The sequence below is a fragment of the Rhodanobacter sp. BL-MT-08 genome, assembly GCF_054161255.1.
This window is the reverse complement of record NZ_CP167872.1, coordinates 572,984-598,955: the sequence shown is the minus strand read 5'-3', so window position 1 is coordinate 598,955 and position 25,972 is coordinate 572,984. Positions and strand designations below refer to the sequence as shown.

Sequence of the window (25,972 nt, the reverse complement as noted above, 5' to 3'; positions counted from 1 at the left end):
ACCACCTTTCCTGCGCTTGCCGACGGGGCATGATGAACTTCAGCGATCCGGGCCAACGTGACCTGCTCGCAGCGTAGCGGACCGCGCGGGTCGAAAAGCGAAAGAATCGTCGGGCAACGGTTCTGGAGCCGACATGCCGTACCCGGCTGCATCCGTGGCGACATATGCCAAGCGCTGTCGCATCCCGTCCAACGTCGGTCGCCGCGCTGGCGTGCGCCGGTGCGTCTCGTCAGTCGGGCTGCAGCCAGGCACCTCAGCGTGTCATAGCCCAGGCACGCACCCGATGGCTGGGCCGGCAACACTGGCAGACTGGAGGAACAACAACGTCGAACGCCGTCGGGCGCCGCTTGCAGGTGGCAAATCGGTGCGACTGCAACGGCAGTGCACCGTTTCAAATCCGGATCGGTTATCAGGCTCACGACAGAAGCGCGCCCTCACCCACCGCGGGCTCGGGCGAACCTTGCTCCGTGTTGCCGGCGCGGCGGCGCATCCACGGTCAACGCACGTCGCGCCGGGCCACGGAGCGCAGGCCATCGAACCGTCACCGGCATCGAGAGTTACCGCGCATTCGCGCCGTCCCACGGCGACGCAGGAGTGCCATGACATACCTTGGCCATGGCGCGATGCTCGGCGGCCCACACTTCAACGGCGGCAGGGGAATTGAGGATCGGTGCCCGATCGATGCTTGCCTGGTCCTTCGTGTTCATCGACTTGATCCAGGTGATGATCTTCCAGAGATCGCCCGCCTTGGTAATCGTCGTGCCGCCTTGCTGCGGCATCAGGGCGGGAGTCTCCGGGCTTGTCCGCGCGTAACCTGCCTCCTGCAGTTTCTTGCTTCCCAGTGCAACGAGACGGAACAAGGTGTCGTCGCTCGGGCCGTAAATCCAGACGCCGTTGTTGAGTGGCGGGCACATGCCACCGCCGCCGTTGCCGCCGTGGCAGGCGTTGCAACCGTGATTGAGAAATTGCTCGTGACCCTCGGAAGCCACGGTGGTGTTTGCCGGATCGTAGGGATTCTTCAACGAGCCTTTCGGGGCCTTCGCGACCACATCCACCGGGTTGTCATCGTAGCCGGTGATCTGGTTGACGACTTCGGTTTTGGCAACTGCGTTGGTCCAGGTCCCGTCCGCGACCTTGGACTGCAAATCCAGATATTCCACGCGATCGAGCTGACCGTCGCCGTTCTCATCGGCGGCTTTGAAGTTCAGGTTAGGCATGGCCGCCAAGGCTTCCTTTTCGGTCACCATGCCGGTGTGACTGGTGTCCATCGACTCGTACGTTGCCGGAACATGGATGCTTGCGGCACTGGCGGGAGCGTCGGTCGAACTGGCCGAGCTGTTGGTGGCGAGCGCCAGGCCGATACCGGCGACGGCGAGGGAAGCAGCGGCAGTGAAGCTATACAGGGTCTTGCGTAACATTTGACTCTCCTTCGAATAGCCGTACGAATCAATCATCTTCTGCGGGTGCTTGCGCACCACCGTAACTGCGCCTCGCGAGGCAATCGCTCAGGGCACGACAGCAATGCCCCATGGCAAGCGCCCGACGTTTACCGAAACCTCGGGCTTGAGCGATTTGGTATCCACAACCGTCACATCGTTGGTGAAGCCGTTGACGACGTAGAGCTTCGACCCATCGTGGGACAGCGCCATGTGCCACGGCCGCTGTCCCACGATGATGTAGTCGCTTACCTTGTAGGTCTTCGTGTCGACCACGGCGACGTGATTGGCGGGCCCCAGTGCGATGAACGCCTGCGAGCCGTCCTTCGACATCGTGATATCGACCGGCTGGATGAACTCGGCACGCATGCCGGGGATGGCAAAGCTGATCGTCTGCACGACCTGATGCGTGCCCGCATCGATTACCGATACCGTGCCGCCCACCTCGGAGGACGCCCAGACGTAGCGGCCGTCAGGGGTGAACGTGGCCACGCGCGGGCGGGCGCCCACCAGTACGGTGCCGACCAGTTTCAGCGTCTTGTTGTCGATGAAGTGGACCAGGCTGCTGCCTTCGGCGGTCGCCACCGTGATCCGGTTGTCCGGGCTCACGCGCATGCCTTCGGGTTCCGAGCCCACGGGGATCTCCGCAAGCAGCTTCCCGGTCATCGAGTCCAGAACGGTGACCTGCGAGTTGTCCTCGTTGGCGATGTAGATCCGGCTGCCGTCGTTGCTCACGGCCAGCAACTCAGGGTCTGCCCCCGACGGCAGCTGGCGCGTCACGGCGAGCTTGGCGACATCGATGACATCGATGCGGTTACTGTCGCCGACGCAGACGTACACCCATTTGCCGTCCGGCGACGCCACGACGCCGCGCGGGCGCTGGCCGGTGGGGATGGTCTTGATCGTCTTGAGCGTGTTGCTGTCCAGCACCGTCACGGTATTGCCGCGCTCGTTGGTGACAAACAGCGTCGCCGACCACGCCGGTGAGGCCACCAGCATCAGCAGCAGGAACACCGCGGCGACGCGCGCATGAAGTCGATGGTGGATGGGTATTTTCATTTCGAGAATTTGCACTGGCTTTGCGGCTGGTCGAAACCAAGGGTGTCGGTGTTGTACACGGCGTGCAGAAAGCCCGGCTGGGGCGAGACCGACACCAGAGACAGCGCATCCATGAGCAGAATCGGCTGACGCAGCTGGTTGTCCCAGGCGCGGAAGTTCATGCCTTCGCCTTTGTACCCAGCGAGCTTGAGGCCGTCGGAGCTGATGTACTTCCGGATTGCATCGACATTGCGGGCGCTGCCCTGGATCACGGCCATCTGCAACAGATTGGCCGCAAGCCAGCCCTCGTAGTCCCGCACCGTGATCTCGCGATGCGCAAGCTTCAGGAAATCGTCGTGCAGCGTCTGTGCCGCATAAGACTCATACGCGGCGCCCCACGCCGTCGCTTCGAGGCCGTCCGTGCCCACGACAGGCCGTGGATCGGTGGTCCGATATTGCAGGTACAGCCCGAATGAATTGGTCTCATCGGCGACGAAGGCGACGTCGTAGTCCGGAATGCCACGCGTCAGCATCGGCATCTGCGTCTGGATCTCCTGGTAACCGGTATCCACGCGGCGCGCGCCGGTCTGCAGCTCGTACGCGCGTTCGGCCACGATCTTGGCACCGTAGAGTTTGGCCGAACGCGTGATGTCGTTGGCGTACTCCACGTCTGCCGGATGCTGGCCCCGCACGAGAAACCAGCGCGTCCATTTCTTCCACACCAGATACTGCGCCAAGGCGTCGGTCAGCATCGCGTCGCTGGGGATCAGGTGGAAGACATCGAGGCGACACTGGGTCTGGCGCAGCACGTCGTCGCGCGCGCGGATATTGAGGATGATCGCGCCTTTCGCCTCCGGCAAATCGGCAACCGCCAGTAAATCCGGCGCTTTGAGGTCAGCGATGATGAGGTGCTGACCGGAGGCCAGCAGTTTTCTGGCGGCCGCGACCACGTCGCCATCTTCCGGCACCATCGTCTCGTCCAGCACAAACTTAAGGCCCAGGAATTTTCCCGCCTGGTTGTTGTAGTTGGTTCCCAGACGCACACCGGCAAGCCCTTCGTCGGGAATGACGGCGGGCTTGAGCAGCGACAGTGGCGCCGGTTCCCGATAGGCCTTGCCCAGATACGCGTAATGCGTAACGACATCGTTGCTCTTCGCTGCGCTGCTCGCGGCTGGCTTGTTGACCTGCTTGCTGGCTGGCTTGGTCACTGGCGCCGCCGAGCCGGCCGCAGCGAGCGTCGATGCAAGCACGGCGGCGAGGATGGTGGCGATCGCCCGCCTCATCGTGGCGGCTCCGCCGCAGCACCGCTCGGGCTTGGCGCAGGCGCGAAGCGGCTCATCACGTCGAGTGTCTGTATGGACGCATCGCTGCCGTTTTCTTTGGCGATATCGAGCGCCGTCTTGCCGTCATCGGCACGCGCATCGACTTTCGCCCCGGCCTGGATCAGCAAGCCGATCAGCGGTGCGTTGTCGTGCCCGGCGGCGACCATCAGCGCTGTCAGTCCGCTAGTGCTGCGGGCGTTCACGTCAGCGCCTTTGCTGACCAGCAACTGGCCAACCTGTTGCGGAGAAACCCCGTCGCTGAGGAACAGCCCGTCGTCGACCGGAACATTGCCGCTCTTGTCCGCTTCGAGATGTCTCGCCACGATCATCAGCGGCGTCAGGTGATTGGCACCGCACGCCACATTCGGCGAGGCCCCGGCATTGAGCAGTGCCGTGGCAGCCAGAAAGCTGCGGTTGTCGATCGCAAGGCATAGCGGCGTCAGTCCTTTGGGATCTTTCACGGTGAGGCTGGCGCCGTGCTGCAGCAACGCCTCCACCGACGGCACGTGATCGCGATAAGCCGCCGCCATCAGCGGCGTTAAGTCATCCCCGTTGCGTGCGTTGGCGTCCGCGCCCAGTTGAAGCAGCAGCTTGACGGTATCGGAATCGCGAGCGCTGGCTGCACTGGTCAGTGGCGTGGAGCCCATGGAGTCACGTGCGTTGAGATCCGCGCCGTGGGAGGCCAGAAACGTGATGCGCGCGGCGTCGGAGGCCACCACGGCTTGCGCCAGTTCGGCGTTCAGGCTGGCGCCCGCGGCAACCGATTTCTTGACGTCACGCAGGGTGACGACTTCGCCTGGCGTCGTTTGCGATGAGTCGATGTGGATCAGGTCCGCGTCCAGCGGCTGCTGGTAGCGCGCGTAGGCGCTGGCTCCCTTGGAATAGGGACCATGCGAGGGCAAGGTGCCCTGGACGAGGCATTCGCTGCACTGGACCAGCGGGACGCCGAAGTCGTCGAGAATCGCCTTGATCTTGTCTGCCGATGCATTCAGGGCGTTGTCCAACGCATATTTGAGAACGACGTCGTTTTCGCGCACGCCGATGGCCATGGCGTATTCCAGCTGCACGTCGTTGGACATCAGGTTCACCGGCTGCAGCACGATAGGCACATGCTTCTTGGCCTTGGCGTAACCGGCAAACGGTCCCCATATTCCGACCACGTCGAGCTGGCCGTTCGCTATCTGTTCAACCTGCCGCCACTGCTGCAGGGCGCCGTGGTTACTTTCGGTGTCGTAGCTGACCGTAAGCACGTGGACATCGTTCTTCATCCCGTTGTCGGCGAGCGCCTGGCGCACGGCGGAGGTCTGGTACACGCCCACGCGGAGTTTTTTGAGCGCGGGGTCGCTGAAGCTCTTGATATGAATGCCGCTGTTCTCGCCGGACGCGAAAACGTAGGTCGAGCGGTAGATCGGATCGGTCATCAATACGCCCGAAACGCTGTCCGGAATATCGATCACCAGATCGCAGTTGCCGAGCGGCTCGACCGCGTTGCCGAACGCCCGTTTCAGAAATCCTGAATTGACGTAGGACATCCAGTAGAACCCGATCGTCGTATGCATGGCCGCGGCCAGCACCTTGACGATCTGGTTGTCGATGCCGTCGCCATTGCGGTCCGAAAACGGCATGTTGGCAGGGTCCGCACACGCGGTCAGCGGCCGCATCTGCTGATGCAGGGCGGCCTGTTTTGCGGCGTTCTGTTCGGCCGCCGTCATTTCGCTGAAATTCTGGTCGAGGTTGTAATAGGTTTTTTCCTGCGCCGATGCCAACCCGGCCACCATCAGCGCGAGGCATCCAGCGGATATTGCCATTGCGAATTTCATGTCATCGACCGCACTTTGAAAGAACCTCACACGTTCGTTGCCGACACGCGACGTTTCCGCATCGAAGCCGGGGTTGCACAAGGCAACCCCGGCAGACTTCACGATGCAACAGTGGCCTGTAAACTTCTACAACCCAGCTGTGCACAGGCTGTCACTTTGCGGTATCGGCGTCCGCAACGGCCTGATGCTCCGGTCCGCCCAGGCGGAACGTGTACAGGGTGCCGCCCTGCGGCACGAGGTTGAGGTTGGTGGACTTGGCCATGGCGGTTGCACCGATCGCGCCGTACTTGTCGCTGAAGTTCAGACCCGCGGTAACCGGCAGGCCGCTCCAGCCACCGATGCCGGCGAACACCGACACATACTGCTGGCCGTTGATCTTGTAGCTGATCGGGTTGCCGATGATGCCCGAGCCCAGTTTGCGCATCCACAGCACCTTGCCGGTCTTGGCATCCACGGCCCGGAAGTCACCCAGCATGTCGCCATAGAAGACCACGCCGCCAGCGGTGGCCAGCGCACCGCTCCAGGTCTGGTACTTGTTGGGGTTCTTCCAGACGATTTTGCCGGTGTCGACATCGAACGCCTGGAACTGGCCCGCAAGGCCCGGTGTAGGCTCGTACATGTACACATTGGCAAACGCGTAACCCGAGCCCTGCTGCGTGCTGGTGCGCTTCAGCGGCGTATCTTCCATGCACCACTGGTTGGTGGGGACGTAGAACACCTGCGGATTGCTCGGATCCACCGCCACCGGCTGCTCGTCCTTGCCGCCCATGGCCGTCGGGCAGGCCTGTACGGCTTTATCTACGGCAAACGGCGAGTGCGCCTTGACCTTGATCGGGCGATCCGTGCCGCCGACGTCGATCTTCTCGGCCCAGTTCACCGGAACGAAGTTGTGCGCGCGCAGCAGCTGCCCGGTACGGCGATCCAGCACGTACGCAAAGCCGTTGCGGTCGAAATGCACCAGCACCGGGCGGTTCTTCTGGCCATCAATATCCATGTTGACGAGCACACTTTCGTTGACAGCGTCGTAGTCCCACTCGTCGAACGGCGTCAGCTGATACGCCCACACCATTTCACCCGTGGAAGCGTTGCGCGCGATGAGCGAAAGCGACCACTTGTTGTCCTGAGTGCCGTCGTTGCACTTTTCCCACGTGTCGTACTTGCAGCGATACGAGGGGCTCCACGTGCCGGGATTGCTGGTGCCGTAATAGATCAGGTTGAGCTTTGCGTCGTAGCTGATCCAGCCCCAGACAGTCGCACCGCCGCGCGTATGCTCATCCCCCGGATACTCATCGACGCCGCGAAAGGTCTTCAGCGTGCCATGCTTCGGTACGGCCTTGTTGGTGTCTGCCGTCATGCCGACATCCTTGGCCGTGCCGTTGTTGAAGAACCCCCAGACCTTCTTGCCGTCGTCGATCGAGTAGGCCGCGATGCTGCCGCGCGCCGCAAGCTCCGCACCGCCGTAGCCGATGATGATGTTCTTGCCGGCGATCGTGCCCGCACCGGTCATGGTCTGACCCTTTTCCGGGGAGGCGAGCTTGTCGCTCCAGTCCACCTTGCCCGTCAAGGCATCCAGCGCGATCAGGTAACCGTCCAGGGTGTGGAAGATCACCTTGCCGTCGGCATAGTTGAGGCCGCGGTTGACGGTATCGCAGCACGCGATGGCGACGGCGCTGTCGTCACGGCCGTCCTTCTTGACGTAATTCCAGACCGTCACCGGGTTGTCCGGGTCGGACAGATCCAGCGCCTGCACGACGTTCGGCCAGCCGCTGACGAGGAACATCATCGGCTTGCCGCCCACGTCCACGACGATCGGCTGGCCTTCCTGGCCACGCATGGAACTGAGCGACTGGCTCCACATGTACTGCATGTTGCCCGCGTTGCCGGCGTTGATCTGGGTGAGCGGGCTGAAACGCGTCAACTCGTTGTTGCGACCCGGCGCGGGCCACAGATCCGGGTTTGCTGCGGTCTTGGCGATGCTTGACGTCGCGCTCATCTCGCCTGTCTGGGCCGCCGCCGTTGCGCCGACAACCAACCCCAGGCTGGCCAGCAAGACGACGCCCCACCTGACCCGCCGCGAACGGCTACTGTTTTGAGAACTCATGGTGATTTCCTCTCCTCTGCATGTCACTGAAAATCATTCTGGATGTTGATCCAGGGATAGCCGCACACCGGTTTTGCTTCTGTGTAGCGCACCGACCTCACGGCTATCTGCAGGCCGTACCCGGCAGCCAGCACGCAGCCGCTGCGTTGCTGAGCTGGGTAACTGCAGATTGCGTGCCAGATTCCAGTATCGAAATAACTAGTAGATTCAATGCATTGGAGACACCATCCCGGGGTTGTCACGATGGGTGTCACGAATCCGGTACATCGCTGTACCGGCCACATGACAATCGAAAGCGCGGCGGCAGTTCGAATGCCGATCCGCAGATCGCCCTCGCTGGTCGCCTCGAAAAATGCTGACCACCGTCAGGGAATGCTCACCGTTCGGAACACAAGCAGGCGCTACGCGACGGGGCGAAGGCCACCCGGGCGTCCTTCGCCGTCATGCCGCCGAATCGTGCGCAAGGCGAGAAACCTCGCGGCGGCGACCTTCCACCGGAGCTGGCGGTGGCGTGCTCGGCGAGGGCGCAGGGCCAACCAGCGTGTGGGGAACGCCAGGGCGCAACCGCATGAGCGAATCAAGCAGCCCTGCGGACCGGGTGGTTACTGAAGCCTGGGCCGACAGAAGCGGCCGGAAATCATCAAGGCGTCGAGCCTGTTACCGGTTACTGCCGATGATCGACCAAGCCCAGCGTGGCGCCGGTCTTGAGTGCGCACGACATGGGCCGACCCAGGCGGCGTGCCGTCAGCGGATGCCTGGTATCGTTCTTGCGCCAGCGTTGAGGCTCGCTCCAAATCCCTCAATACACGATGACGGAGCGGATAACCTTGCCAGCGTGCATCAGCTCGAAGGCGTCGTTGATGCGCTCCAGCGGCAGTACTTCGGTGATCATCTCGTCGATCTTGATCTCGCCCTTCATGTAGCGATCGACGTAGCCCGGCAGCTGGCTGCGGCCTTTCACGCCACCGAACGCGCTGCCGCGCCACACGCGGCCGGTCACCAGCTGGAAAGGGCGCGTGCTGATCTCCTGCCCCGCGCCGGCCACGCCGATGATGACCGACTCGCCCCAGCCCTTGTGGCAGCACTCCAGCGCCGAGCGCATCACATGCACGTTGCCGATGCACTCGAACGAATAGTCCACGCCGCCGTTGGTGAGATCCACGATCACCTGCTGGATCGGCGTATCGGGGTAATCCTTCGGGTTGATGAAGTCGGTCGCGCCGAGCAGCTTGGCCATCTCGAACTTGTCGGGGTTCATGTCGACACAGACGATGCGCGAGGCTTTTGCCATCACCGCGCCCTGCACCACCGACAGGCCGATGCCGCCCATGCCGAACACAGCCACCGTGGCGCCCGCCTCCACCTTGGCCGTATTCAGCACCGCGCCGATGCCGGTGGTGATGCCGCAGCCGAGCAGGCAGACCTTCTCCAGCGGCGCGGCCGGATTGATCTTGGCCAGCGAGATCTCCGGCAGCACGGTGTATTCGCTGAAGGTGCTGCAACCCATGTAGTGCAGGATCGGCTTGCCGTTCATCGAGAAGCGGCTGGTGCCGTCGGGCATCAGGCCCTTGCCCTGTGTGATGCGGATCTTCTGGCACAGGTTGGTCTTGCCGGAAAGGCAGTATTCACACTCGCCGCACTCGGGCGTGTAGAGAGGAATCACGTGGTCGCCCACTTTCAGCGACGTCACGCCCGCACCCACCTCCTCGACAATGCCGCCGCCCTCGTGGCCGAGGATGACCGGGAACAGGCCTTCGGGGTCGGCGCCGGACAGGGTGAAGGCGTCGGTGTGGCATACGCCCGTGGCGACGATGCGCACCAGCACCTCGCCCGCCTTCGGTGCGGCGACATCCACCTCTTCGATGCTCAGGGGCTTGCCCGCTTCCCAGGCAACCGCGGCTCGTGACTTCATGGGTACATATCCTTACCAAACAATGGATAATTCAATGAAACATCATAACCGCTTTTGGACGTCTGGACGTCCATCCATCAGTCGGACGGTGGACGTCCGCCGCGAATCAGATCGAGCTGGCGTGCCTTGATGTAGTCGTAGATGGCATGGATGTCCTTTTCCTCCAACACTCCTGCCCATGACGGCATGCCCTTGGCCGACCTGCCGGCCAGCACCGTGGCGAGAAACTGCGGGTACGGCATGCCGTTGGCCATCGACTTGCGCAGATTCGGCGCGAACGAACCACCCACCGCATCCTTACCATGGCAGCGCGAGCAGTATGTGTTGTACTGCTCGTAACCCTTGAAAACCGCCGGAGTGACCGTCTTTTGATCGGCGTCGGTGAACACTGCGACATCGGTCTGCACGCTCTTGCCGAAGATGTCCCTGTATGTGTTCATCGACGCCGCACCATTGGCCCCTGACTTCAACGCCGTGGCTTTCGCCGGCTCGCTGGCTTGAGCCCTGGTCTGATCATTCGAGGTAGTGGCATGGGCCGCATGGACGTCCGGCGCATGAAAATAAAGTGTTGTCACACCCAAAAACAGTACCGATGCTGCCCGTAGCGTTTTCAACATGAGGCATGTACTCCATCAGAAGAGGGTGGACAGATCACGAAAAGCATTACCGAACAGCCCCACGCCCTTTGTGCTCTGAGCACTATGACCGAACACGGCCACGCCTTCGGCGAACCGTAGCCGCGTGTGTCGGGCGATGCGGAAGCTGTTAGCTCCTTGAAGTTCTTGAGGCAGACTCCCATGCGTCGAGCGCGCCATTTTCGATATCTATGAGCGCGCTACGCGCGGCAACGACCAGTCGATGGGTACACTTCCGCGCTCTTCCAGATAGCGGTTGGCCGCGGAGCAATGTCCGCAGCCGATGAAGCCGCGATGGGCGGATAGCGGCGAGGGATGGACCGACTTCAGTACGCAGTGACGCGTAGCATCGATCAGCTGCCCCTTCTTCTGCGCGTAGGAACCCCACAGCAGAAACACCACACCTTCGCGCTCGCGGTTGAGTGCGTCGATGGCGCGGTCGGTAAAGTCTTCCCAGCCTTTGCCCTGGTGTGCGTTGGCCTGCCCTTCCTCCACAGTGAGCACGCTGTTGAGCAGCAGCACGCCCTGGTCGGCCCACGAGGTGAGGCAGCCGTGGTCGGGGCGCGGGATGGCGAGATCGCGCTGGATCTCCTTGAAGATATTTTCCAGCGACGGCGGCACGCGCACGCCCGGCCGCACGGAAAAACACAGGCCGTGTGCCTGGCCGGGGCCGTGATACGGATCCTGCCCAAGTATCACCACGCGCACCTGGTCGAAGGGCGTGTGATCGAAGGCGGCAAAAATCTCCGGACCGGGCGGATAGATTTTCTTGCCGGCCTGTTTTTCGCTGCGCAGAAAAGCCGCGAGCGACTGCATCTTCGGACCGAGCAGGGCGTCGCCGATGCGCGCCTTCCACGAAGGCTCCAGCCTGATCTGATCGAGTTTGGCCTGATCAAGTTTGATTTGATCAGGTTTCGTCTGATCGGGTCTGGCCTGCGCGTCGCTCAAGCGGTCGAACTCAGGCGCCGCTGGCGCGGGCGCGCAAATGCTGGGCCACGCGCAGCTGAAACAGCAGCTTGGTCACCAGCAGTTTTTCCTCGACCGGTTTTTCGACCAGATCGTTGGCGCCGGCCTTGATCAGTGCGGCCTGGTTCGCCGGGTTTTCATCGCCCGTCATCACCAGCACGGGCAGCCGGCCCTTGCCGTAGCCGAACTCGTTGCGGATGCGCTTGAGCAGATCGCCGCCGGTGAGCTCGCCCTTCAGGCTCACGTCGGTCAGCACCACGTCGGCACCGGTCCAACCCAGCGCCCTGTCGGTTTCGAGCATGGCCAGCGCGTCTTCCACGCTGACCACGTGACGCACGGTGAGGCCGATCTTTTCGAGCATGCGGCGCGTGGCAAGCGCGACGACACGGCTGTCCTCGACATACAGCACGGTGCCCTCGGCCTGCATCTGCGGGCTGACGTAGCCGCGAATGAATTCGGCCAGCGCCTGCAGCCCCAGCGCCTTATCGAAATAATCGGTGACGTCCTCGCCGAGCGAGCGGCGCAGCAGGCGATCGTCGACATCGCCGGAAACCACCACGATGGGTACATAGGTCTGCGACGCGGTTTCGCGCACGGATCGCGCCAGCTCCAGCCCATCCATATCGGGCAGGCGCAGCGCAATGGTGATGAAGTCGAAGGCGCCCTCTTCCAGCAACTTCAACGCATCGGCGCCGCTGCCGCTGCCGATGACTTCGACCTCGGGCAGTTCGGCCAGCAGCACGCGGGTCAGCAGCTGGCGCACCACGCGCGAGCCGTCGACAACCAGCACGCGAGGCGCTGCCGTGGTGAGACGATTGCTGTTGGTCGCGCTCATTGCGTTATTCAACTTGCCTTGCTCGATGCCGTACGTGCCACGTTACTCTTCAACCCTGCTATCTCAGCATGACTATCTCAGCATGCACGCGAACGAACCGCCAGCATGCGCGGCCTGAACCGCCGTTTGGACTTGATAGTGCCCGGAACGCCCGGCCGTACCTGCGACGGGCGTCACTGTGCCAGCCGACTGCCGCTCATGCCGCCTTGCGCAACTGCCAGGCACTGACCAGCCGCGCGCCGAACCAGCCCAGCAAGGCCGCGGCCAGCGGCACGGCCAGCAGCAGCCACAGCGGCAGGCCGCCGACCTGCAGCTTGCCGTTGTAGGCCTGACTGAGCTGGGCCACAGGGTCGGCCAGGGCAAATTCGATGCCGATCGCCAGAAGGGCCGCGAGCATGCCGCTGAACAGGCCGTACCAGATGCCGGCATAAAGATACGGCCTGCGCACGAAGGCGCCGCTGGCGCCGATGAGCAGCAGCACGCCGATCTCTTCATGGCGACTGGCGATATCGACGCGCACCGTATTGCCCACCACCAGCAGCGCCGCCAGGATCAGCAGCGAAGCCAGCACCAGCACCGCGCGATTGCCGACCGCCAGCAGCGCATCGAGGCGCTGCCGCCAGATGCCGCTGTCCTGCACCATGTCAACGCTGTGCATGGCGCGGATGTCTGTGACCAGCTGCCCGATAGCCGCGGCGCCAAACTCTTCGTGCGGCTGCAGCTGCAGCACGTAGGGCAGCGGGTTGCTGTCCAGCGTTTTCAGTGCGCCAGTGAAGCCCTGCATCTTGGCCAGCTCGTCCATGCCCTGCTGCGGCGTCTTGACGCTGACCGAGGCGACTTCCGGCCGCTCGCCGAGCTGCTTGGCCAGCAGCTGCGCCTGCTGCGCGCTCTGATCGGGCTGCAGGAACACGCTGATGGCCTGACTCTGGCCCAGGGTTTCACCCAGCTTCTGCACGTTGCCGAGCAAAAGATAGAAAGCCAGCGGCAGCGCCAGCGCCAGACCCATCACGGCGATCGTCAGCAGACTGCCCAGCGGTCGCGAGCCGAGCCGGCGCAGGCTGGCGGCCGCGCTCCAGCCGTGGTGTTCGCGCCAGCTGGCGAAGCGTCGGCCCTGGGTTTTTTCGGCGCGCGGCGATGAGGCCTGATCGACGGGGACGTTCTCCGGCGGCATGCTCACAGCACCTCCTGCGCAGCCAGATCGGCCACCAGGCGTCCGTGGTCCAGCACGATCACGCGCTTCTTCATGCGCTTGATCAGCGGCAGATCGTGGCTGGCGATCAACACCGTGGTGCCGACCTGCTGGAATTCGCCGAACAGACCCATGATTTCCATCGCCAGCTGCGGATCGAGATTGCCGGTGGGCTCGTCGGCGATCAGCAGGGTCGGCCGCGCCACGATGGCGCGGGCGATACCGACGCGCTGGCGCTCGCCGGCAGAGAGGGTCGCCGGCAGCTGACGCTCATAGGCCAGCAGGCCGACTTTCTCCAGCGCGGCGCGCACGCGGCGGGCGCGCTCGGGGCGGGCAACGCCGCCGATAGTCAGTGGCAGCTCGACATTGGCGAACACCGTGCGCTCCATCAGCAGGCGGTGATCCTGAAACACCATGCCGATTCGCCGGCGCAGCTTGGGCACGCCGCCGCCGCGAACTTTCGCCAGGTTCTGTCCGTCCAGCATGATCACGCCGTGCGACGGCCGTTCGATCAGTCCGAGCAGGTTGAGCAAGGTGCTCTTGCCCGCGCCGGAATGGCCGGTGACGAAAGCCATTTCGCCCGTAGGCACCTCAAAGGAAAGCTGCGACAGCGCTTCGTGCCCGCCGTCGTAGCGTTTGCTGACTTGATCAAAATGGATCACCGAGCGTCCCCGAACCTGCGTGTCGTGTTGCCAGCGGCAAGGATAAGGGAAGCGCGCGGCCAATGGCTGGCCTGCATGCGTTGCAGTCGCCGCAGCTTCAGCCGCGACGACTGCGATCCTGCTCACGATGTTTCTTGTCCCCTTCGCGAAATGAAGCGCGAAGGAGATTCAGCCATCAGCGGCCGGTGAACAGCCGCGTCAGCCGGCTGAACAGGCCCGGCTTTTTCGCACTCGGCGCTTCGCCGGCGGGCTTGCCCGAAGCGTTGCCCGAGGTCACCGCGACCTGCCGCGACGGGCGGCTGCCGTTCGACGAAGCTTCTGCACCACTGCGCTCGCGCGGCGGACGGCGCTCGCCGCGCGGGGCGCGGCTGCCTTCTTTCGCAACGGCCGATGTCTGAGCATCGCCGCTCGGGCCGGCTGCACCGACGGTTTCCGCCCCGCCTTCGCGGCGGCGGTTGCGGCCGCCGCGACGACGGCGCGGCTTGCGCGCCGCATCGCCTGCCTCGCCAACGGGCGTTGGCGCAGTGGCGGAAGTCGAAACCGCGACGCCTTCGGTCGCATGCACCGGCACGTCGATCGGCGCGGATTCAACGGCCGCTGCCGCCACTTCTGCCCGGCGCTCGCGCGGCGGACGCGACGCGGAGGAAGACGAGCGCGAACCGCCGGCGCTGCGGCTACCGCCTGCGCCACGGCTGCCGTCGCGGCTGCTGCCACCAGCGCCGCCGGGACGGCGCGGCTTTTCGCCCGGACGCGGCGGCACGATGTCGCCGAACTCGGCGCTGTCGGCGGCCGCGTTAGCGGCGAACTCGGCGTCCATCGCCTTCGGCTTGGGCATGATCAGCAGATCGGCGTCCATGCTGGCGACCGGAATGCTCTGGCCGATATAGGTTTCGATATCCGGCAGCGACATCGCGTACAGGTCGCAAGCGAAGCTGATCGCATCGCCCTCGGCACCCAGACGCGCGGTGCGCCCGATGCGGTGCACGTAGTCTTCGGCGTCATGCGGCAGGTCGTAGTTGAAGACGTGGCTGACGGCGGGAATGTGCAGGCCGCGCGCGGCCACATCGGTCGCCACCAGGATATCCAGCTGGCCTTCCTGGAAACGCTGCAGCAGCTTTTGCCGCTTCAGCTGCGGCACGTCGCCGGAGATGGCGCCGGCGCGGTAACCCTGGCGCTTCACGCGGTCGGTGACGCGTTCGGCCGCGGCCTTGGTGTTGACGAAAATGATGCTGCGCTCGGCCGCGGTGCGCTCGAGCAGGTTGAGCAGCAGCGGCAGCTTTTCTTCCTTGGCCGGGAAGTAGACCAGCTGGCGCACCTTGTCGGCGGTGACATTGTCGCTCTCGACAACGAGTTTCTCGGCGTTGTGCATGTGCTCGTAGGCCAGCTCCAGCACGCGATGGCTCAGCGTGGCGGAGAACAGCAGCACCTGGCGCTGCTCGCGCGCCGGCAGGCGGCGGAAGATGAACCGCACGTCGGCAATGAAGCCCAGATCGAACATGCGATCGGCTTCGTCGATCACCATCACCTCGACGCCATTGAGGCCGAACACGTCCTGCTTGTGATAATCGAGCAGGCGGCCGGGCGTGGCGATGATGATGTCGCAGCCGTCCTTCAGCTGCTGGCGCTGCTTGTCGTAATCGACGCCGCCGTAGATCAGCGCGCTGCGCAGGCCGGTGTGGCGGCCAATCGCCTTGGCGTCCTTGTCGATCTGGATGGCCAGCTCGCGGGTCGGTGCGATGATCAGCGCGCGCGGATCGCTGTCCTTGCGCTCGGCCACGGCGGGCGTGGTGAGCAGGCGATTCATCATCGCGACCAGGAAGGCGCAGGTCTTGCCGGTGCCGGTCTGGGCCTGGCCGGCGACGTCGCGCCCGCCAAGCGCCAGCGGCAGGGTCATTTCCTGGATCGGCGTGCAGCGGGTGAAGCCGCTGTCGTCGAGGCCCTGCTGCAGCAGCGGATGAAGATCGAAGTTGGTGAAAAAGGTATCGGTGAGTACGGTCTGTGACATAAGTGGAATAAGGGCCTTGGCCGCAACGGCAGTTTGCCGTCGTGGCGACGTGATGCGCTGCACCCGCTTCATTCGCCGGTATCGGCGCATGGCGGTGCAGGACGGGTGCGCGGGGCGCAGTGAAGCCTTGGTTCACTGTCGAATAGTCGGCAAGGTCGCGCCGCGGCTGGCGACGCCGGGTTTGACGGCGGTCCGACGGGCGGTTTGCAAGGCCGCCCTTGAATCGTGCCCGGAGTTACGCTGCAATGAAGCTTCGCCGGTTCGGCGATGCCTCTATTCAGCCCCAACTCTGGCTTCATGGGCACGTGAGTGTAGCTGATGAAGGCCTGCCGCCGTCACTCCTTGCATTTATTCGCCCGCCGCCCCATTTATCCCTTCTGCGATTTTTCGCCCCACAGCCTCGGAGATTCCCGTGAGCGACCTGATTACCCATGTAACTGACGACGCCTTCGAACAGCAGGTGCTCAAATCCGAAACGCCCGTGCTGCTCGATTTCTGGGCCGAATGGTGCGGCCCCTGCAAGGCCATCGCGCCCATGCTGGACGAGCTGGCCAAGCAGTACGAAGGCAAGCTGCGCGTGGTCAAGGTGAACATCGACCAGAACCAGCAGACGCCGCGTAACTACGGTGTGCGCGGCATCCCCACCCTGATGGTGTTCAAGAACGGCAAGGTCGAAGCGACCCAGATCGGCGCCGTCAGCAAGGGTCAGCTGACCCAGATGATCGACAAGGCCATCTGAGCTAGCCCAGCGCCAAACCGCTTTACCGCGCCTGCCTGGCCGAGTCCGGCAGGCGCATGAGGCTTTACGCCGGCACCTGACGGGTGCTAGATTCAATCAGTCCGTCGGAACAGTCCTGTTCCCCGAGCGCCCTCTGCGCGACGCACAAACACCCCTCCTGAAGTTCAACGGCGCCCCGCGAGGATAGCCCGTGTCTGATAACGAAAATAAAAACCCCAACGACGCCAAAAGCGCCGATACCAAGCCTGCATCCGAAGGCAAGCCCGAGCCGCGCCAGCGCGCGCCGCGCCGCACCGCGGCGGAGATGGCTGCCGCGCGGGCCGCGGCGGCTGAAAAGTCCGGTGCAGCGCACGCACCGCCGGCCCAGCAGCCGAACGTAGAGCGCTCCGCACCACCGGCGTCGGCACCGGCAAACCCCCCGCCTGCAGCATCGTCTTCCCACCAACCGCCGCTGCCTTTGCCGCGCGCCTCGCATGAGCCGCGCGAATCGGCACCGTCTCACGGCAACGGCAACGGCAACGAGTCCGCCCAGCCGGGCAATACGGCGCAGGCGCCGAACCCGAACGCGACTCCGCGCGATGGCAATCAGGCGCAGCCGCACGCTTCCAGCGCCAACCAGAATTCATCAAACCAGGCGTCATCCAACCAGGGCTCATCGAATCAGGGCGCTTCACCGGCGTCTTCGAATCAGCCCTCGTCCGGCCAGCCATCGTCGACGCCGCCTTCGTCGAACCAGGGCCAGCCCAGCCAGCATGGCTCAAACGCTGGCCAGCCCAACGGCGGCCCGGGTCAGAATCCGAACGGCGGCTCCAACGGCGGCCAGAACGCCGGGCAGCACCCGAACCAGGGCAGTAACCCGAACCAGGGCAATAACCCGAATAACCCCAACAACCCGCGCGACCGCGACCCGCGCGGCCGCCGCCGTCGCAACGAGCGCAACGAGCGCGGTCCGCAGCAGGGTTCGCAGCGTCCGCAGAACAATCCGCGGCCGAATCCCAACGGCCTGCCGGTGGACGACGACAACGCCGATCCGGGCAGCAACGACCGCGTTATCAACCTCACCGAACTGAAGCGCATGAAGGCGCCGCAGCTGCTGGAATTCGCCGAGTCGCTGGGTGTCTACGAAGGCGTGGCGCGCGCGCGCAAGCAGGACGTGATCTTCAACGTGCTCAAGGCGCACGCCCGCTCCGGCGGCGGCATCTGGGCCGAAGGCGTGCTGGAAATCCTGCAGGACGGCTTCGGCTTCCTGCGCTCGGCCGATGAGTCCTACCTGGCCGGTCCCGACGACATCTACGTGTCGCCCAGCCAGATCCGTCGCTTCAACCTGCGCACCGGCGACTACATCACCGGCCGCGTGCGTCATCCGAAGGAAGGCGAGCGCTACTTCGCCATGCTGCGCGTCGATGACATCAACGGCGATCCGCCGGAAGCGTCGAAGAACAAGATGCTGTTCGAGAACCTGACGCCGCTGTTTCCGCGCAAGGCGTTCAAGCTCGAACGCGGCAACGGCTCCAGCGAAGACATCACCGGCCGCGTGCTCGATCTGATCGCGCCGATCGGCAAGGGCCAGCGCGGCCTGATCGTGTCGCAGCCGAAGTCCGGTAAAACGATGATGCTGCAGAACATCGCGCAGGCCATCCAGTACAACCATCCCGAAGCGCACCTGATCATGCTGCTGATCGACGAGCGTCCCGAGGAAGTGACCGAAATCGCCCGCACCGTGCGCGCCGAAGTCATCAGCTCGACCTTCGACGAGCCGGCCGTACGCCACGTGCAGGTTGCCGAGATGGTGATCGAGCGGGCCAAGCGCCTGGTCGAGCACAAGAAGGACGTGATCATCCTGCTCGACTCGATTACGCGTCTGGCCCGCGCCTACAACACCGTGATCCCCAGCTCCGGCAAGGTGCTGACTGGCGGCGTCGACGCCAATGCGCTGCAGCGGCCCAAGCGCTTCTTCGGCGCCGCGCGCAACGTCGAGGAAGGCGGCAGCCTCACCATCATCGCCACCGCGCTGACCGAAACCGGCAGCAAGATGGACGAGGTGATCTACGAGGAGTTCAAGGGCACCGGCAACATGGAAGTGCACCTGAGCCGCCGCATTTCCGAGAAGCGCGTGTACCCGGCGATCGACATCAACCGCTCCGGCACCCGCCGCGAGGATCTGCTGATCGATCCCGACCTGCTGGCGAAGATCTGGATCCTTCGCAAGCTGCTGCACCCGATGGACGAACTCAGCGCCATCGAGTTCATGCTGGACAAGATGAAGAACACCAAGTCGAACGACGAGTTCTTCAATTCGATGAAGCGCTGATCGCCTGACACAGGCGTTAGACGGAGAGGCCGGCAGATTTGCCGGCCTTTTCGGTTTCTGGCGATCGCCCGCCGGGGCGCGCGGGTGGCTGCGCCAATCCGCTCCGCCTCGAGCGCGAGCATCATCTGAACTCTCGCGTACAATTATCCGCCGGCATGCCCTTTTGTTGTCATGTCGCACCCCCATTAGTCTGTGCATATCCAAGCAAGGCGAGTCCCCGTGTCCATACCCAGCGCCGTTAAGAACACGCCGATTCAGGGCCGCCAGCAGCTCACCGACTACCTTGCCGCCGGCGAAAAGCCGCGCGAGGCGTGGCGCATCGGTACCGAGCACGAAAAGTTCGGCTTCCGCACCGACGACCTGCGCGCGCCCACCTTCGAGGGCGAGCGCGGCATCAAGCATCTGCTGGAAACCATCGCCACCCGCTACGGCTGGGACGTGACGCGCGAGGGCGAGAACCCGGTGGCACTGTCGCGAGACATGGCATCGATCACGCTGGAGCCCGCCGGCCAGCTGGAGCTGTCCGGCGCGCCGCTGGAAACCATCCACCAGACCTGCACCGAAGTGAACACGCACCTGGAAGAAGTGCGCTCGATCGCCGACGGCATGGGCCTGGGCTTTCTCGGCATGGGCTTTCAGCCCAAGTGGAAGCGTGACGAGATGCCGTGGATGCCGAAAGGCCGCTACAAGATCATGCGCGAATACATGCCCAAGGTCGGCTCGCTCGGCCTGGACATGATGACGCGCACCTGCACGGTGCAGGTGAACCTGGATTTTTCCAGCCAGGCGGACATGATCAAGAAATTCCGCGTGAGCCTGGCACTGCAGCCCATTGCCACCGCGCTGTTCGCCGATTCGCCGTTTACGGAAGGACGTCCAAACGGCTATCTGTCGTATCGCTCGCACATCTGGACCGATACCGACAAGGATCGCACCGGCATGCTCGACTTCGTCTTCGACGACAGCTTTGGCTACGAGCGCTACGTCGATTACATCCTCGACGTGCCGATGTACTTCAGTTTTCAGGACGGCCAGTACATCGATCTGGCCGGGCAGGACTTCAAAAAGTTCATGGCCGGCGAACTGGCGCAGCTGCCGGGCACCAAGGCGACCATGAAGGACTTCGCCGACCACCTCACCACCGCGTTTCCGGAAGTGCGCCTCAAGCAGTACCTGGAAATGCGCGGTGCCGACGGCGGCCCGTGGAACCGGCTATGCGCCCTGCCCGCGCTGTGGGTCGGCCTGCTGTACGACGACGAGGCGCTGGACGCTGCGTGGGATCTGGTCAAGGACTTCAGCCGCGAAGAACGTCACGCCTTGCGCGACGGCGTGCCGAAATATGGCCTCAAGCTGCCGTTCCGCAACGGCACCGTGCGCGACCTGTCCGAAGAAGCGTTGAAGATCGCCAGCCAAGGCCTCAAGCGCCGCGCCATGCTTAATCAGCACGGCGCTGACGAAAGCATCTTCCTCGAACCGATGATCGAAATCGTGCAGGCCAACCAGACCCCGGCCGAACGCAAGCTCGAGCTCTTTCACGGCCCCTGGAACGGCAGCGTCGACCCGGTGTTCCGCGAGTTCGCGTACTGATTAGCTGTAGATCGCGTAGATACTGTTACGCCCGTCAAGCGCCGTGCAGGTTCGGATCAAACATTTTTCCCGACTTGATGACGCCGAAAGCGACGTTGGCGAGCTTTCGCATCATGGCGCCGATGATGAGTTTAGCGGGCTTGCCGCGGGCACTGAGGCGTTCGCGGAAGCGCCTGCCCCAGTGGGTACGATAGAGGGTGACCATCGCGGGCATGTACAGCGCGTGGCGTAAGACGGCGTGGCCGATCTTGGATAGCCGCGGGCGAGCACGCACGCTGCTGCCGGACTCGTGTAGCCGCGGACTGAGTCCGGCGAATGCGACGAACTGGCGGGCGGTGTCAAGGCGCTGGCTGCTCACGCCATAAGCCAGCAGCACCGCGATCGTGCGCTTGCCCAGCCCGGGCACTGAGGCCAGCAGATCGCGCTTGCCGCGCAGGTCTGGATCATCGTCCAACGATTGCCCGATGGCCGTCTCGATACGCTTGAGCTCGGCAGCCAGCCAGTCCAGATGCGCGTGCACGCTCGCCTGGGTTTCCTCGCGCAGGCTTTCGCAGCGGTTCTTTTCCTGCGTCTGCATGTCCATCAGGGCCTGATGGCGAAGAACCAGCGCGCGCAGCCGTCGCTCAGCCGCCGACGGTGGCGTCCACGCAGGGGGTTGCTGGTGCAGGCAAAAGTCCGCCAACACCTTGGCATCGATGAGGTCGGTCTTGCTGCGCAAGCCCATGGATTTGGCATGCGCTTTGGCTAGCGCCGGGTTGATCACCGACACCCGATGACCGGCATCGGCCAGATCCGCCGCTATAGCCTCCCAATACATACCGGTCGCCTCCATGCATGCATGCGCGTGCAAGACACCGTGATGATCCAGCCAACGAATCAGCTCGGCGAAGCCGGCCGGGGTGTTGGCAAAAACCTTGGTGCGGTATTTGTCTCCCATACGTAAGGCAACATCCAGTTTGGCCTTGGCCACATCGATACCCAGGGGAACCATCGAGCTACTCATCGCTTGCGTCCTCCACCTTGTGAATGCAGGCTGCCGGCAACGGCCGGGCCGAAGATACTGTTCGAGGTCGAGCAAGGGTGAAACGCGTGTCCGGTGCGCAATCTACGCCGCGGCGTGGAGCCAAGGTTGGGCACGGCATCCGGACACGCTTTGCCCAAGAGCGACTCGGGCAAAATCACAATACAAGGTTGGGTTGAGCGCAGCGATGCCCAACGTTCCCGCGACGTTGGGGTTCGCTTGCGCTCACCCCAACCTACCTCGCGATGGACCAGGCGACTGACTCACCAGCACGCATCGGCTTGCAGGTCGATCCCGCCAACGGATATTCGCCCGGCACGATCCACGGCGTGCGCTCAAGGGTGATGCGTTCTTTATTGCGCGGCAGGCGATAAAAATCCGGGCCATGAAAGCTGGCAAAAGCTTCCAGCCGATCAAGCTTGCCCACCTGCTCGAACGCTTCGGCGTAAAACTCCAGCGCCGCGTGCGCCGTGTAGAGCCCCGCGCAGCCGCAGTCCGTTTCCTTCGCTTCGCGCGGATGCGGTGCGCTGTCGGTGCCCAGGAAAAAATGCGTGTCGCCGCTGGTCGCCGCCTGCAGCAAGGCCGTGCGATGCGTCTCCCGCTTGAGGATCGGCGCGCAGTAGTTGTGCGGCCGCATGCCGCCTTCGAACAGCGCATTGCGATTCAGCAGCAGATGATGCGCCGTGATCGTGGCCGCTACATTCGCCGGGGCACCGCTCACGAACTCGACCGCATCGCGCGTCGTGATGTGTTCAAGCACCATGCGCAGCGCCGGAAACCTGGCCTGCAGCAGCAGCAAATGACGCTCGATGAAAACGCGTTCGCGATCGAAGATGTCGATATCCGGATCGGTGACCTCGCCATGCAACAGCAGCGGCAGATCGTGCCGCTCCATCGCTTCGAGCACGGGATACACCCGCGACAGCTCGCGCACGCCGGACTGCGAATTGGTCGTGGCCCCCGCCGGGTAATACTTCACCGCAAACACGCTGCTACTCTCCTTGGCCCGCACGATCTCTTGGGCCAAAGTGTTCTCGGTGAGGTACAGCGTCATCAGCGGCTCGAAGCGCATACCGGCCGGCAGGCTCGCCAGAATCCGCCCACGATAATCCTCAGCCTTCGCCACCGTGGTCACCGGCGGTTTCAGGTTGGGCATCACAATCGCGCGCGCGAATCGCTGCGCGGTATGGCCAATCACCGAAGCCAGCGCATCGCCATCGCGAAGATGCAGATGCCAGTCGTCGGGGCGGGTAATTTCAAGGCGCGTGGGTGTCATGGCAAAACTCAGGTAGTGAATAGCGGAAAGGATCGTCGTAGGTTGGGCTGAGCAAAGCGATGCCCAACATCAGGCTTCGAACATGTTGGGTTGACGGCTCGCCTCAGCGAGCCGCCCTGCGGGCCATTCGCCGCGCGAATGTTCGTTTCGGCATCCTGCCTCCACGGTAGCAGGCTCAACCAACCTTGTAATAAAACTCAGTCGGCAACTTCCCGCGCAATGACCTCGACCAGTTCAAAGTGAAGTATCACCAGCTCGAAGCGGTCATGCAGATCAACGTTCGGCATGCAGCGAATATGGCACTCCCGAAACTCTTCTGCACTCGAAAATGTTTCGCCTCGCCAGACTTCTTCCGGAACGTTGCCGAATTCAATGATGTAGACCTTGGTCGCCCTGATGATGCAACGAAGCCGCTACTTCAGATCGTAAACTTCAATGATATCGCCTGGTTCGTAACTCCCGTCGCCATAGTCGCCGTACGGCTTGTAATAATCCTCGACAGTTTCGGCGGTGACCGTCTTGCGTCCTTCCATGACGCTGCGCGGAAGACTGTCGTCGTTCTCGTCGGCTCCCCAGAAGGTCAGCCTCTTTCTTTTAGTCATCTTTCAGTCCAGGCCCGCTGCTATTTTCTGAAGACACCTCGCCTCGAATTGCGCCGTCATGTAGGTTGGGCTGAGCAAAGCGATGCCCAATAGCAGGCTCCGAACAAGTTGGGTTTCGCGGGCTCAACCCAACCTACGCAATGGAGCAAAGGAAACTCTGATTTTGCTTCGTTGTCGAAGCGTGCACCCGATGCGAGAGAGTGTAGACGATGACCGATCAGCTGACCTTGGCGACACAAGTCGACGGAGGATTTGAAGCTCACCGCAAGGCGACACGACGCGATGTGTTCTTGGCGGAGATGGACAAGGTCGTGCCGTGGTCGCAGCTGTGCGCGGTGATCGAGCCGTTCTACCCCAAGCCACGCGCCGATGGCGGCGGCCGACCGGCCGTGGGTTTGGAGCGCATGCTGCGCATCCACTTTCTGCAGCAGTGGTACGCGCTGAGCGATCCGGCGGTGGAGGAAGCGTTGTACGACTCGGCGTCGATGCGGCGGTTTGTGGGCATCGATCTGGGGCGCGAGCCGGCGCCGGATGAAACGACGGTGTGCAAGTTCCGCCACCTGCTGGAAAAGCACGGGCTGGCCAAGACGCTCTTCGAGGCGGTGAACCGGCATCTGCACCATCAAGGGCTGAAGCTCTCGCAGGGCACGATCGTGGACGCGACGATTCTCGGCGCGCCGTCGTCGACGAAGAATCGGGACAAGGCGCGCGACCCGCAGATGCACCAGACCAAGAAAGGGAATCAGTGGTACTTCGGCATGAAGGCCCACATTGGTGTGGACGAAGCCACTGGCCTGGTTCACAGCGTGGTGACGACAGCGGCCAACGTAGGCGATGTCACCCAGGTGGGCGATCTGCTACACGGCAAAGAGCACGCCGTGTTTGGCGACGCCGGCTACGTCGGCGCGCAGAACCACGCCAAGGCCAAGCGTGGGCGCCAGTGGTATATCGCCGCCAAGCGGAGCAAGGTCAAGGCGATCGAGGATGAGACCTTGCGCGAGTTGACCGAACAGATCGAGCACATCAAGGCATCGATCCGCGCTGTCGTCGAACACCCCTTCCGCGTGATCAAGCGGCAATTCGGTCACGTCAAGGCGCGCTATCGTGGTCTGGCCAAGAACGGTGCACAGGTGCTGACGCTGTTCGCGTTGAGCAACCTGTGGATGTCCCGCGAGTATTTGCTTGCAAAGACAAGATAGGTGCGCCTGAAGGCCGCGTTTTGGCAGCGAAACGCGGCCAAAACGCGGCGAGCATTGGCTGTTTAACCGCATGGACGCCACTCACCGAGGCCGTGCGTCGAGCCGAAGACTGACGACGCCTACGAAGTTGGGTTGATCAGACCTTCCCAAACGCTGCAATCGACGCAGCATCAATAAAATTTGAAAGCTACTCCCCCCGAATCCACCGCGCCGCATCAATCGCAAAATACGTAAGAATCGCATCCGCCCCCGCGCGCTTCATCGCCGTCAGCGATTCCAGCACCACGGCCTTCTCATCTAGCCATCCATTTTGCGTGGCGGCTTTGAGCATCGCGTATTCGCCGCTGACCTGATAGACGAAGGTCGGCACGCCGAAGGCGTCTTTTACGCGGCGTACGATGTCGAGATACGGCAGGCCGGGTTTGACCATGACGGCGTCGGCACCTTCCTGGATATCCAGTTCGACTTCGCGCAGAGCTTCGTCGCTGTTGGCCACGTCCATCTGATAGGTGTGCTTGTTGCCCTTGCCGAGATTCGCGGACGAACCGACGGCGTCGCGGAACGGGCCGTAGAACGCCGAGGCGTATTTCGCCGAGTAGGCGAGAATGCGCGTGTGGATGTAGCCGGCTTCTTCGAGTGCGTCGCGGATGGCGCCGATGCGGCCGTCCATCATGTCCGACGGCGCAACAAAATCCATGCCGGCTTCAGCCTGCGCCAGCGACATCTTGATCAGCGCCTCGACGGTGGCGTCGTTGACGACGTAGCCGTTTTCGTCGATCAGGCCGTCCTGGCCGTGCGAGGTGTACGGGTCGAGCGCCACATCGCCGATCAGGCCCAGCTCGGGGTATTTCGCTTTCAGCGCGCGGGTGGCGCGTTGCATCAGGCCATCGGGATTCCACGCTTCGGCGGCGTCCTCGGTTTTCGGCGCGTCGGTGATCGGAAACAGCGCCAGCGCCGGAATACCCAGCCGCACGCATTCGCCAGCCAACTCCAGCAGCAGATCGATCGAGAGCCGTTCGACGCCCGGCATCGACGGCACGGCAACGCGCCGGTTTTCGCCCTCGATCACGAAGGCAACCATGATCAGATCGCTGCTGTGCAAGGTGTGCTCGCGCATCAGCGCGCGGGAAAACGCATCGCGACGCATGCGGCGCATGCGGATGGCGGGAAAGCTCATCGCGAATCCTGACTTTGAATAAGGTCCTCATTTTAGGCCAGATCGCGCCAACACATGCGCGACGGCAGGCCGCAGTGGTCGCAGCATGCGTGGCTTGCACGGACCTCACCGGGCGCTGAACGCCGGAACCCGAACGTGT

21 protein-coding genes are annotated in these 25,972 nt (G+C 63.4%); 4 read left to right on the top strand and 17 right to left on the bottom strand.

Annotated features, from left to right (window positions below):
- Positions 1 to 557: 557 nt before the first annotated feature.
- The 12 genes from ACDK93_RS02425 to ACDK93_RS02370 all read right to left on the bottom strand — a co-directional run bounded on the left by ACDK93_RS02425 (position 558) and on the right by ACDK93_RS02370 (position 15,921).
- Positions 558 to 1,418 (bottom strand): c-type cytochrome, encoded by an 861-nt coding sequence (locus ACDK93_RS02425; protein ID WP_458070994.1) that lies wholly within the window; start codon positions 1,416 to 1,418, stop codon positions 558 to 560.
- Between the two features lie 87 nt (positions 1,419 to 1,505).
- Positions 1,506 to 2,495, bottom strand: a complete 990-nt coding sequence (locus ACDK93_RS02420; RefSeq protein ID WP_458070993.1) for a PQQ-dependent catabolism-associated beta-propeller protein — start codon at positions 2,493 to 2,495, stop codon at positions 1,506 to 1,508.
- Entirely contained in the window at positions 2,492 to 3,757 is a 1,266-nt protein-coding gene (locus ACDK93_RS02415) for an ABC transporter substrate-binding protein (RefSeq protein WP_458070992.1), read from the bottom strand. The genes ACDK93_RS02420 and ACDK93_RS02415 overlap by 4 nt, the downstream gene beginning before the upstream one ends.
- Entirely contained in the window at positions 3,754 to 5,604 is a 1,851-nt protein-coding gene (locus ACDK93_RS02410; protein WP_458070991.1) for an ankyrin repeat domain-containing protein, read from the bottom strand. The genes ACDK93_RS02415 and ACDK93_RS02410 overlap by 4 nt, the downstream gene beginning before the upstream one ends.
- A gap of 163 nt (positions 5,605 to 5,767) precedes the next feature.
- Entirely contained in the window at positions 5,768 to 7,717 is a 1,950-nt protein-coding gene (locus ACDK93_RS02405) for a PQQ-dependent dehydrogenase, methanol/ethanol family (RefSeq protein ID WP_458070990.1), read from the bottom strand.
- Positions 7,718 to 8,516: 799 nt separating this feature from the next.
- Positions 8,517 to 9,629, bottom strand: a complete 1,113-nt coding sequence (locus tag ACDK93_RS02400; RefSeq protein ID WP_458070989.1) for an S-(hydroxymethyl)glutathione dehydrogenase/class III alcohol dehydrogenase — start codon at positions 9,627 to 9,629, stop codon at positions 8,517 to 8,519.
- Positions 9,630 to 9,706: 77 nt separating this feature from the next.
- Entirely contained in the window at positions 9,707 to 10,069 is a 363-nt protein-coding gene (locus tag ACDK93_RS02395; protein WP_458070988.1) for a c-type cytochrome, read from the bottom strand.
- A gap of 384 nt (positions 10,070 to 10,453) precedes the next feature.
- Entirely contained in the window at positions 10,454 to 11,167 is a 714-nt protein-coding gene (gene ung / locus ACDK93_RS02390; protein ID WP_458072325.1) for a uracil-DNA glycosylase, read from the bottom strand.
- Positions 11,168 to 11,222: 55 nt separating this feature from the next.
- Positions 11,223 to 12,065, bottom strand: coding sequence for a response regulator (locus ACDK93_RS02385; RefSeq protein WP_458070987.1), 843 nt, complete (start codon positions 12,063 to 12,065; stop codon positions 11,223 to 11,225).
- Positions 12,066 to 12,261: 196 nt separating this feature from the next.
- Positions 12,262 to 13,236, bottom strand: coding sequence for a permease-like cell division protein FtsX (ftsX, locus tag ACDK93_RS02380; RefSeq protein WP_458072324.1), 975 nt, complete (start codon positions 13,234 to 13,236; stop codon positions 12,262 to 12,264).
- A 2-nt stretch (positions 13,237 to 13,238) separates the two neighbouring features.
- Entirely contained in the window at positions 13,239 to 13,916 is a 678-nt protein-coding gene (gene ftsE / locus ACDK93_RS02375) for a cell division ATP-binding protein FtsE (RefSeq protein WP_179478152.1), read from the bottom strand.
- A gap of 175 nt (positions 13,917 to 14,091) precedes the next feature.
- Positions 14,092 to 15,921, bottom strand: a complete 1,830-nt coding sequence (locus ACDK93_RS02370; protein WP_458070986.1) for a DEAD/DEAH box helicase — start codon at positions 15,919 to 15,921, stop codon at positions 14,092 to 14,094.
- A gap of 412 nt (positions 15,922 to 16,333) precedes the next feature.
- Between ACDK93_RS02370 and trxA the strand changes: the two genes are divergently transcribed.
- The 3 genes from trxA (at position 16,334) to ACDK93_RS02355 (ending at position 20,558) form a co-directional block, all read left to right on the top strand.
- Positions 16,334 to 16,660, top strand: a complete 327-nt coding sequence (gene trxA / locus ACDK93_RS02365; RefSeq protein WP_458070985.1) for a thioredoxin TrxA — start codon at positions 16,334 to 16,336, stop codon at positions 16,658 to 16,660.
- Between the two features lie 190 nt (positions 16,661 to 16,850).
- Entirely contained in the window at positions 16,851 to 18,971 is a 2,121-nt protein-coding gene (gene rho, locus ACDK93_RS02360) for a transcription termination factor Rho (protein WP_458070984.1), read from the top strand.
- 219 nt (positions 18,972 to 19,190) lie between these two features.
- A complete protein-coding gene (locus ACDK93_RS02355; protein ID WP_458070983.1) occupies positions 19,191 to 20,558 on the top strand; it encodes a glutamate--cysteine ligase in 1,368 nt (455 codons plus the stop codon).
- 34 nt (positions 20,559 to 20,592) lie between these two features.
- On the opposite strand, the gene ACDK93_RS02350 is transcribed toward ACDK93_RS02355, so the two are convergent.
- From ACDK93_RS02350 to ACDK93_RS02335, 4 genes are all read right to left on the bottom strand, one after another.
- On the bottom strand, positions 20,593 to 21,561 hold the full coding sequence (locus ACDK93_RS02350) for an IS110 family RNA-guided transposase (protein WP_458070982.1): 969 nt from the start codon (positions 21,559 to 21,561) through the stop codon (positions 20,593 to 20,595).
- 253 nt (positions 21,562 to 21,814) lie between these two features.
- Positions 21,815 to 22,855, bottom strand: a complete 1,041-nt coding sequence (gene pyrC / locus ACDK93_RS02345) for a dihydroorotase (protein WP_458070981.1) — start codon at positions 22,853 to 22,855, stop codon at positions 21,815 to 21,817.
- A 197-nt stretch (positions 22,856 to 23,052) separates the two neighbouring features.
- Positions 23,053 to 23,253, bottom strand: coding sequence for a hypothetical protein (locus ACDK93_RS02340; RefSeq protein WP_458072323.1), 201 nt, complete (start codon positions 23,251 to 23,253; stop codon positions 23,053 to 23,055).
- A gap of 15 nt (positions 23,254 to 23,268) precedes the next feature.
- A complete protein-coding gene (locus ACDK93_RS02335) occupies positions 23,269 to 23,457 on the bottom strand; it encodes a hypothetical protein (protein ID WP_458070980.1) in 189 nt (62 codons plus the stop codon).
- 209 nt (positions 23,458 to 23,666) lie between these two features.
- On the opposite strand from ACDK93_RS02335, the gene ACDK93_RS02330 reads away from it, so the two are divergent.
- A complete protein-coding gene (locus ACDK93_RS02330; protein ID WP_458070979.1) occupies positions 23,667 to 24,656 on the top strand; it encodes an IS5 family transposase in 990 nt (329 codons plus the stop codon).
- A gap of 187 nt (positions 24,657 to 24,843) precedes the next feature.
- Here the strand turns inward: ACDK93_RS02330 and hemB are convergent, their stop codons facing one another.
- On the bottom strand, positions 24,844 to 25,833 hold the full coding sequence (hemB, locus tag ACDK93_RS02325; RefSeq protein WP_458070978.1) for a porphobilinogen synthase: 990 nt from the start codon (positions 25,831 to 25,833) through the stop codon (positions 24,844 to 24,846).
- Between the last annotated feature and the right edge of the window lie 139 nt (positions 25,834 to 25,972).

What these genes read in the sequence shown, in the direction of transcription:
- ACDK93_RS02385 (WP_458070987.1), bottom strand. Translation starts at nt 12,065, where the DNA reads ATGAGCGCGACCAACAGCAATCGTCTCACCACGGCAGCGCCTCGCGTG.
- ACDK93_RS02410 (WP_458070991.1), bottom strand. Translation starts at nt 5,604, where the DNA reads ATGGCAATATCCGCTGGATGCCTCGCGCTGATGGTGGCCGGGTTGGCA.
- ACDK93_RS02395 (WP_458070988.1), bottom strand. Translation starts at nt 10,069, where the DNA reads ATGAACACATACAGGGACATCTTCGGCAAGAGCGTGCAGACCGATGTC.
- ACDK93_RS02415 (WP_458070992.1), bottom strand. Translation starts at nt 3,757, where the DNA reads ATGAGGCGGGCGATCGCCACCATCCTCGCCGCCGTGCTTGCATCGACG.
- ACDK93_RS02405 (WP_458070990.1), bottom strand. Translation starts at nt 7,717, where the DNA reads ATGAGTTCTCAAAACAGTAGCCGTTCGCGGCGGGTCAGGTGGGGCGTC.
- ACDK93_RS02400 (WP_458070989.1), bottom strand. Translation starts at nt 9,629, where the DNA reads ATGAAGTCACGAGCCGCGGTTGCCTGGGAAGCGGGCAAGCCCCTGAGC.
- ACDK93_RS02350 (WP_458070982.1), bottom strand. Translation starts at nt 21,561, where the DNA reads ATGAGTAGCTCGATGGTTCCCCTGGGTATCGATGTGGCCAAGGCCAAA.
- ACDK93_RS02420 (WP_458070993.1), bottom strand. Translation starts at nt 2,495, where the DNA reads ATGAAAATACCCATCCACCATCGACTTCATGCGCGCGTCGCCGCGGTG.
- ACDK93_RS02335 (WP_458070980.1), bottom strand. Translation starts at nt 23,457, where the DNA reads ATGACTAAAAGAAAGAGGCTGACCTTCTGGGGAGCCGACGAGAACGAC.
- ACDK93_RS02425 (WP_458070994.1), bottom strand. Translation starts at nt 1,418, where the DNA reads ATGTTACGCAAGACCCTGTATAGCTTCACTGCCGCTGCTTCCCTCGCC.
- ACDK93_RS02330 (WP_458070979.1), top strand. Translation starts at nt 23,667, where the DNA reads ATGACCGATCAGCTGACCTTGGCGACACAAGTCGACGGAGGATTTGAA.
- ftsX (WP_458072324.1), bottom strand. Translation starts at nt 13,236, where the DNA reads ATGCCGCCGGAGAACGTCCCCGTCGATCAGGCCTCATCGCCGCGCGCC.
- ACDK93_RS02370 (WP_458070986.1), bottom strand. Translation starts at nt 15,921, where the DNA reads ATGTCACAGACCGTACTCACCGATACCTTTTTCACCAACTTCGATCTT.
- pyrC (WP_458070981.1), bottom strand. Translation starts at nt 22,855, where the DNA reads ATGACACCCACGCGCCTTGAAATTACCCGCCCCGACGACTGGCATCTG.
- hemB (WP_458070978.1), bottom strand. Translation starts at nt 25,833, where the DNA reads ATGAGCTTTCCCGCCATCCGCATGCGCCGCATGCGTCGCGATGCGTTT.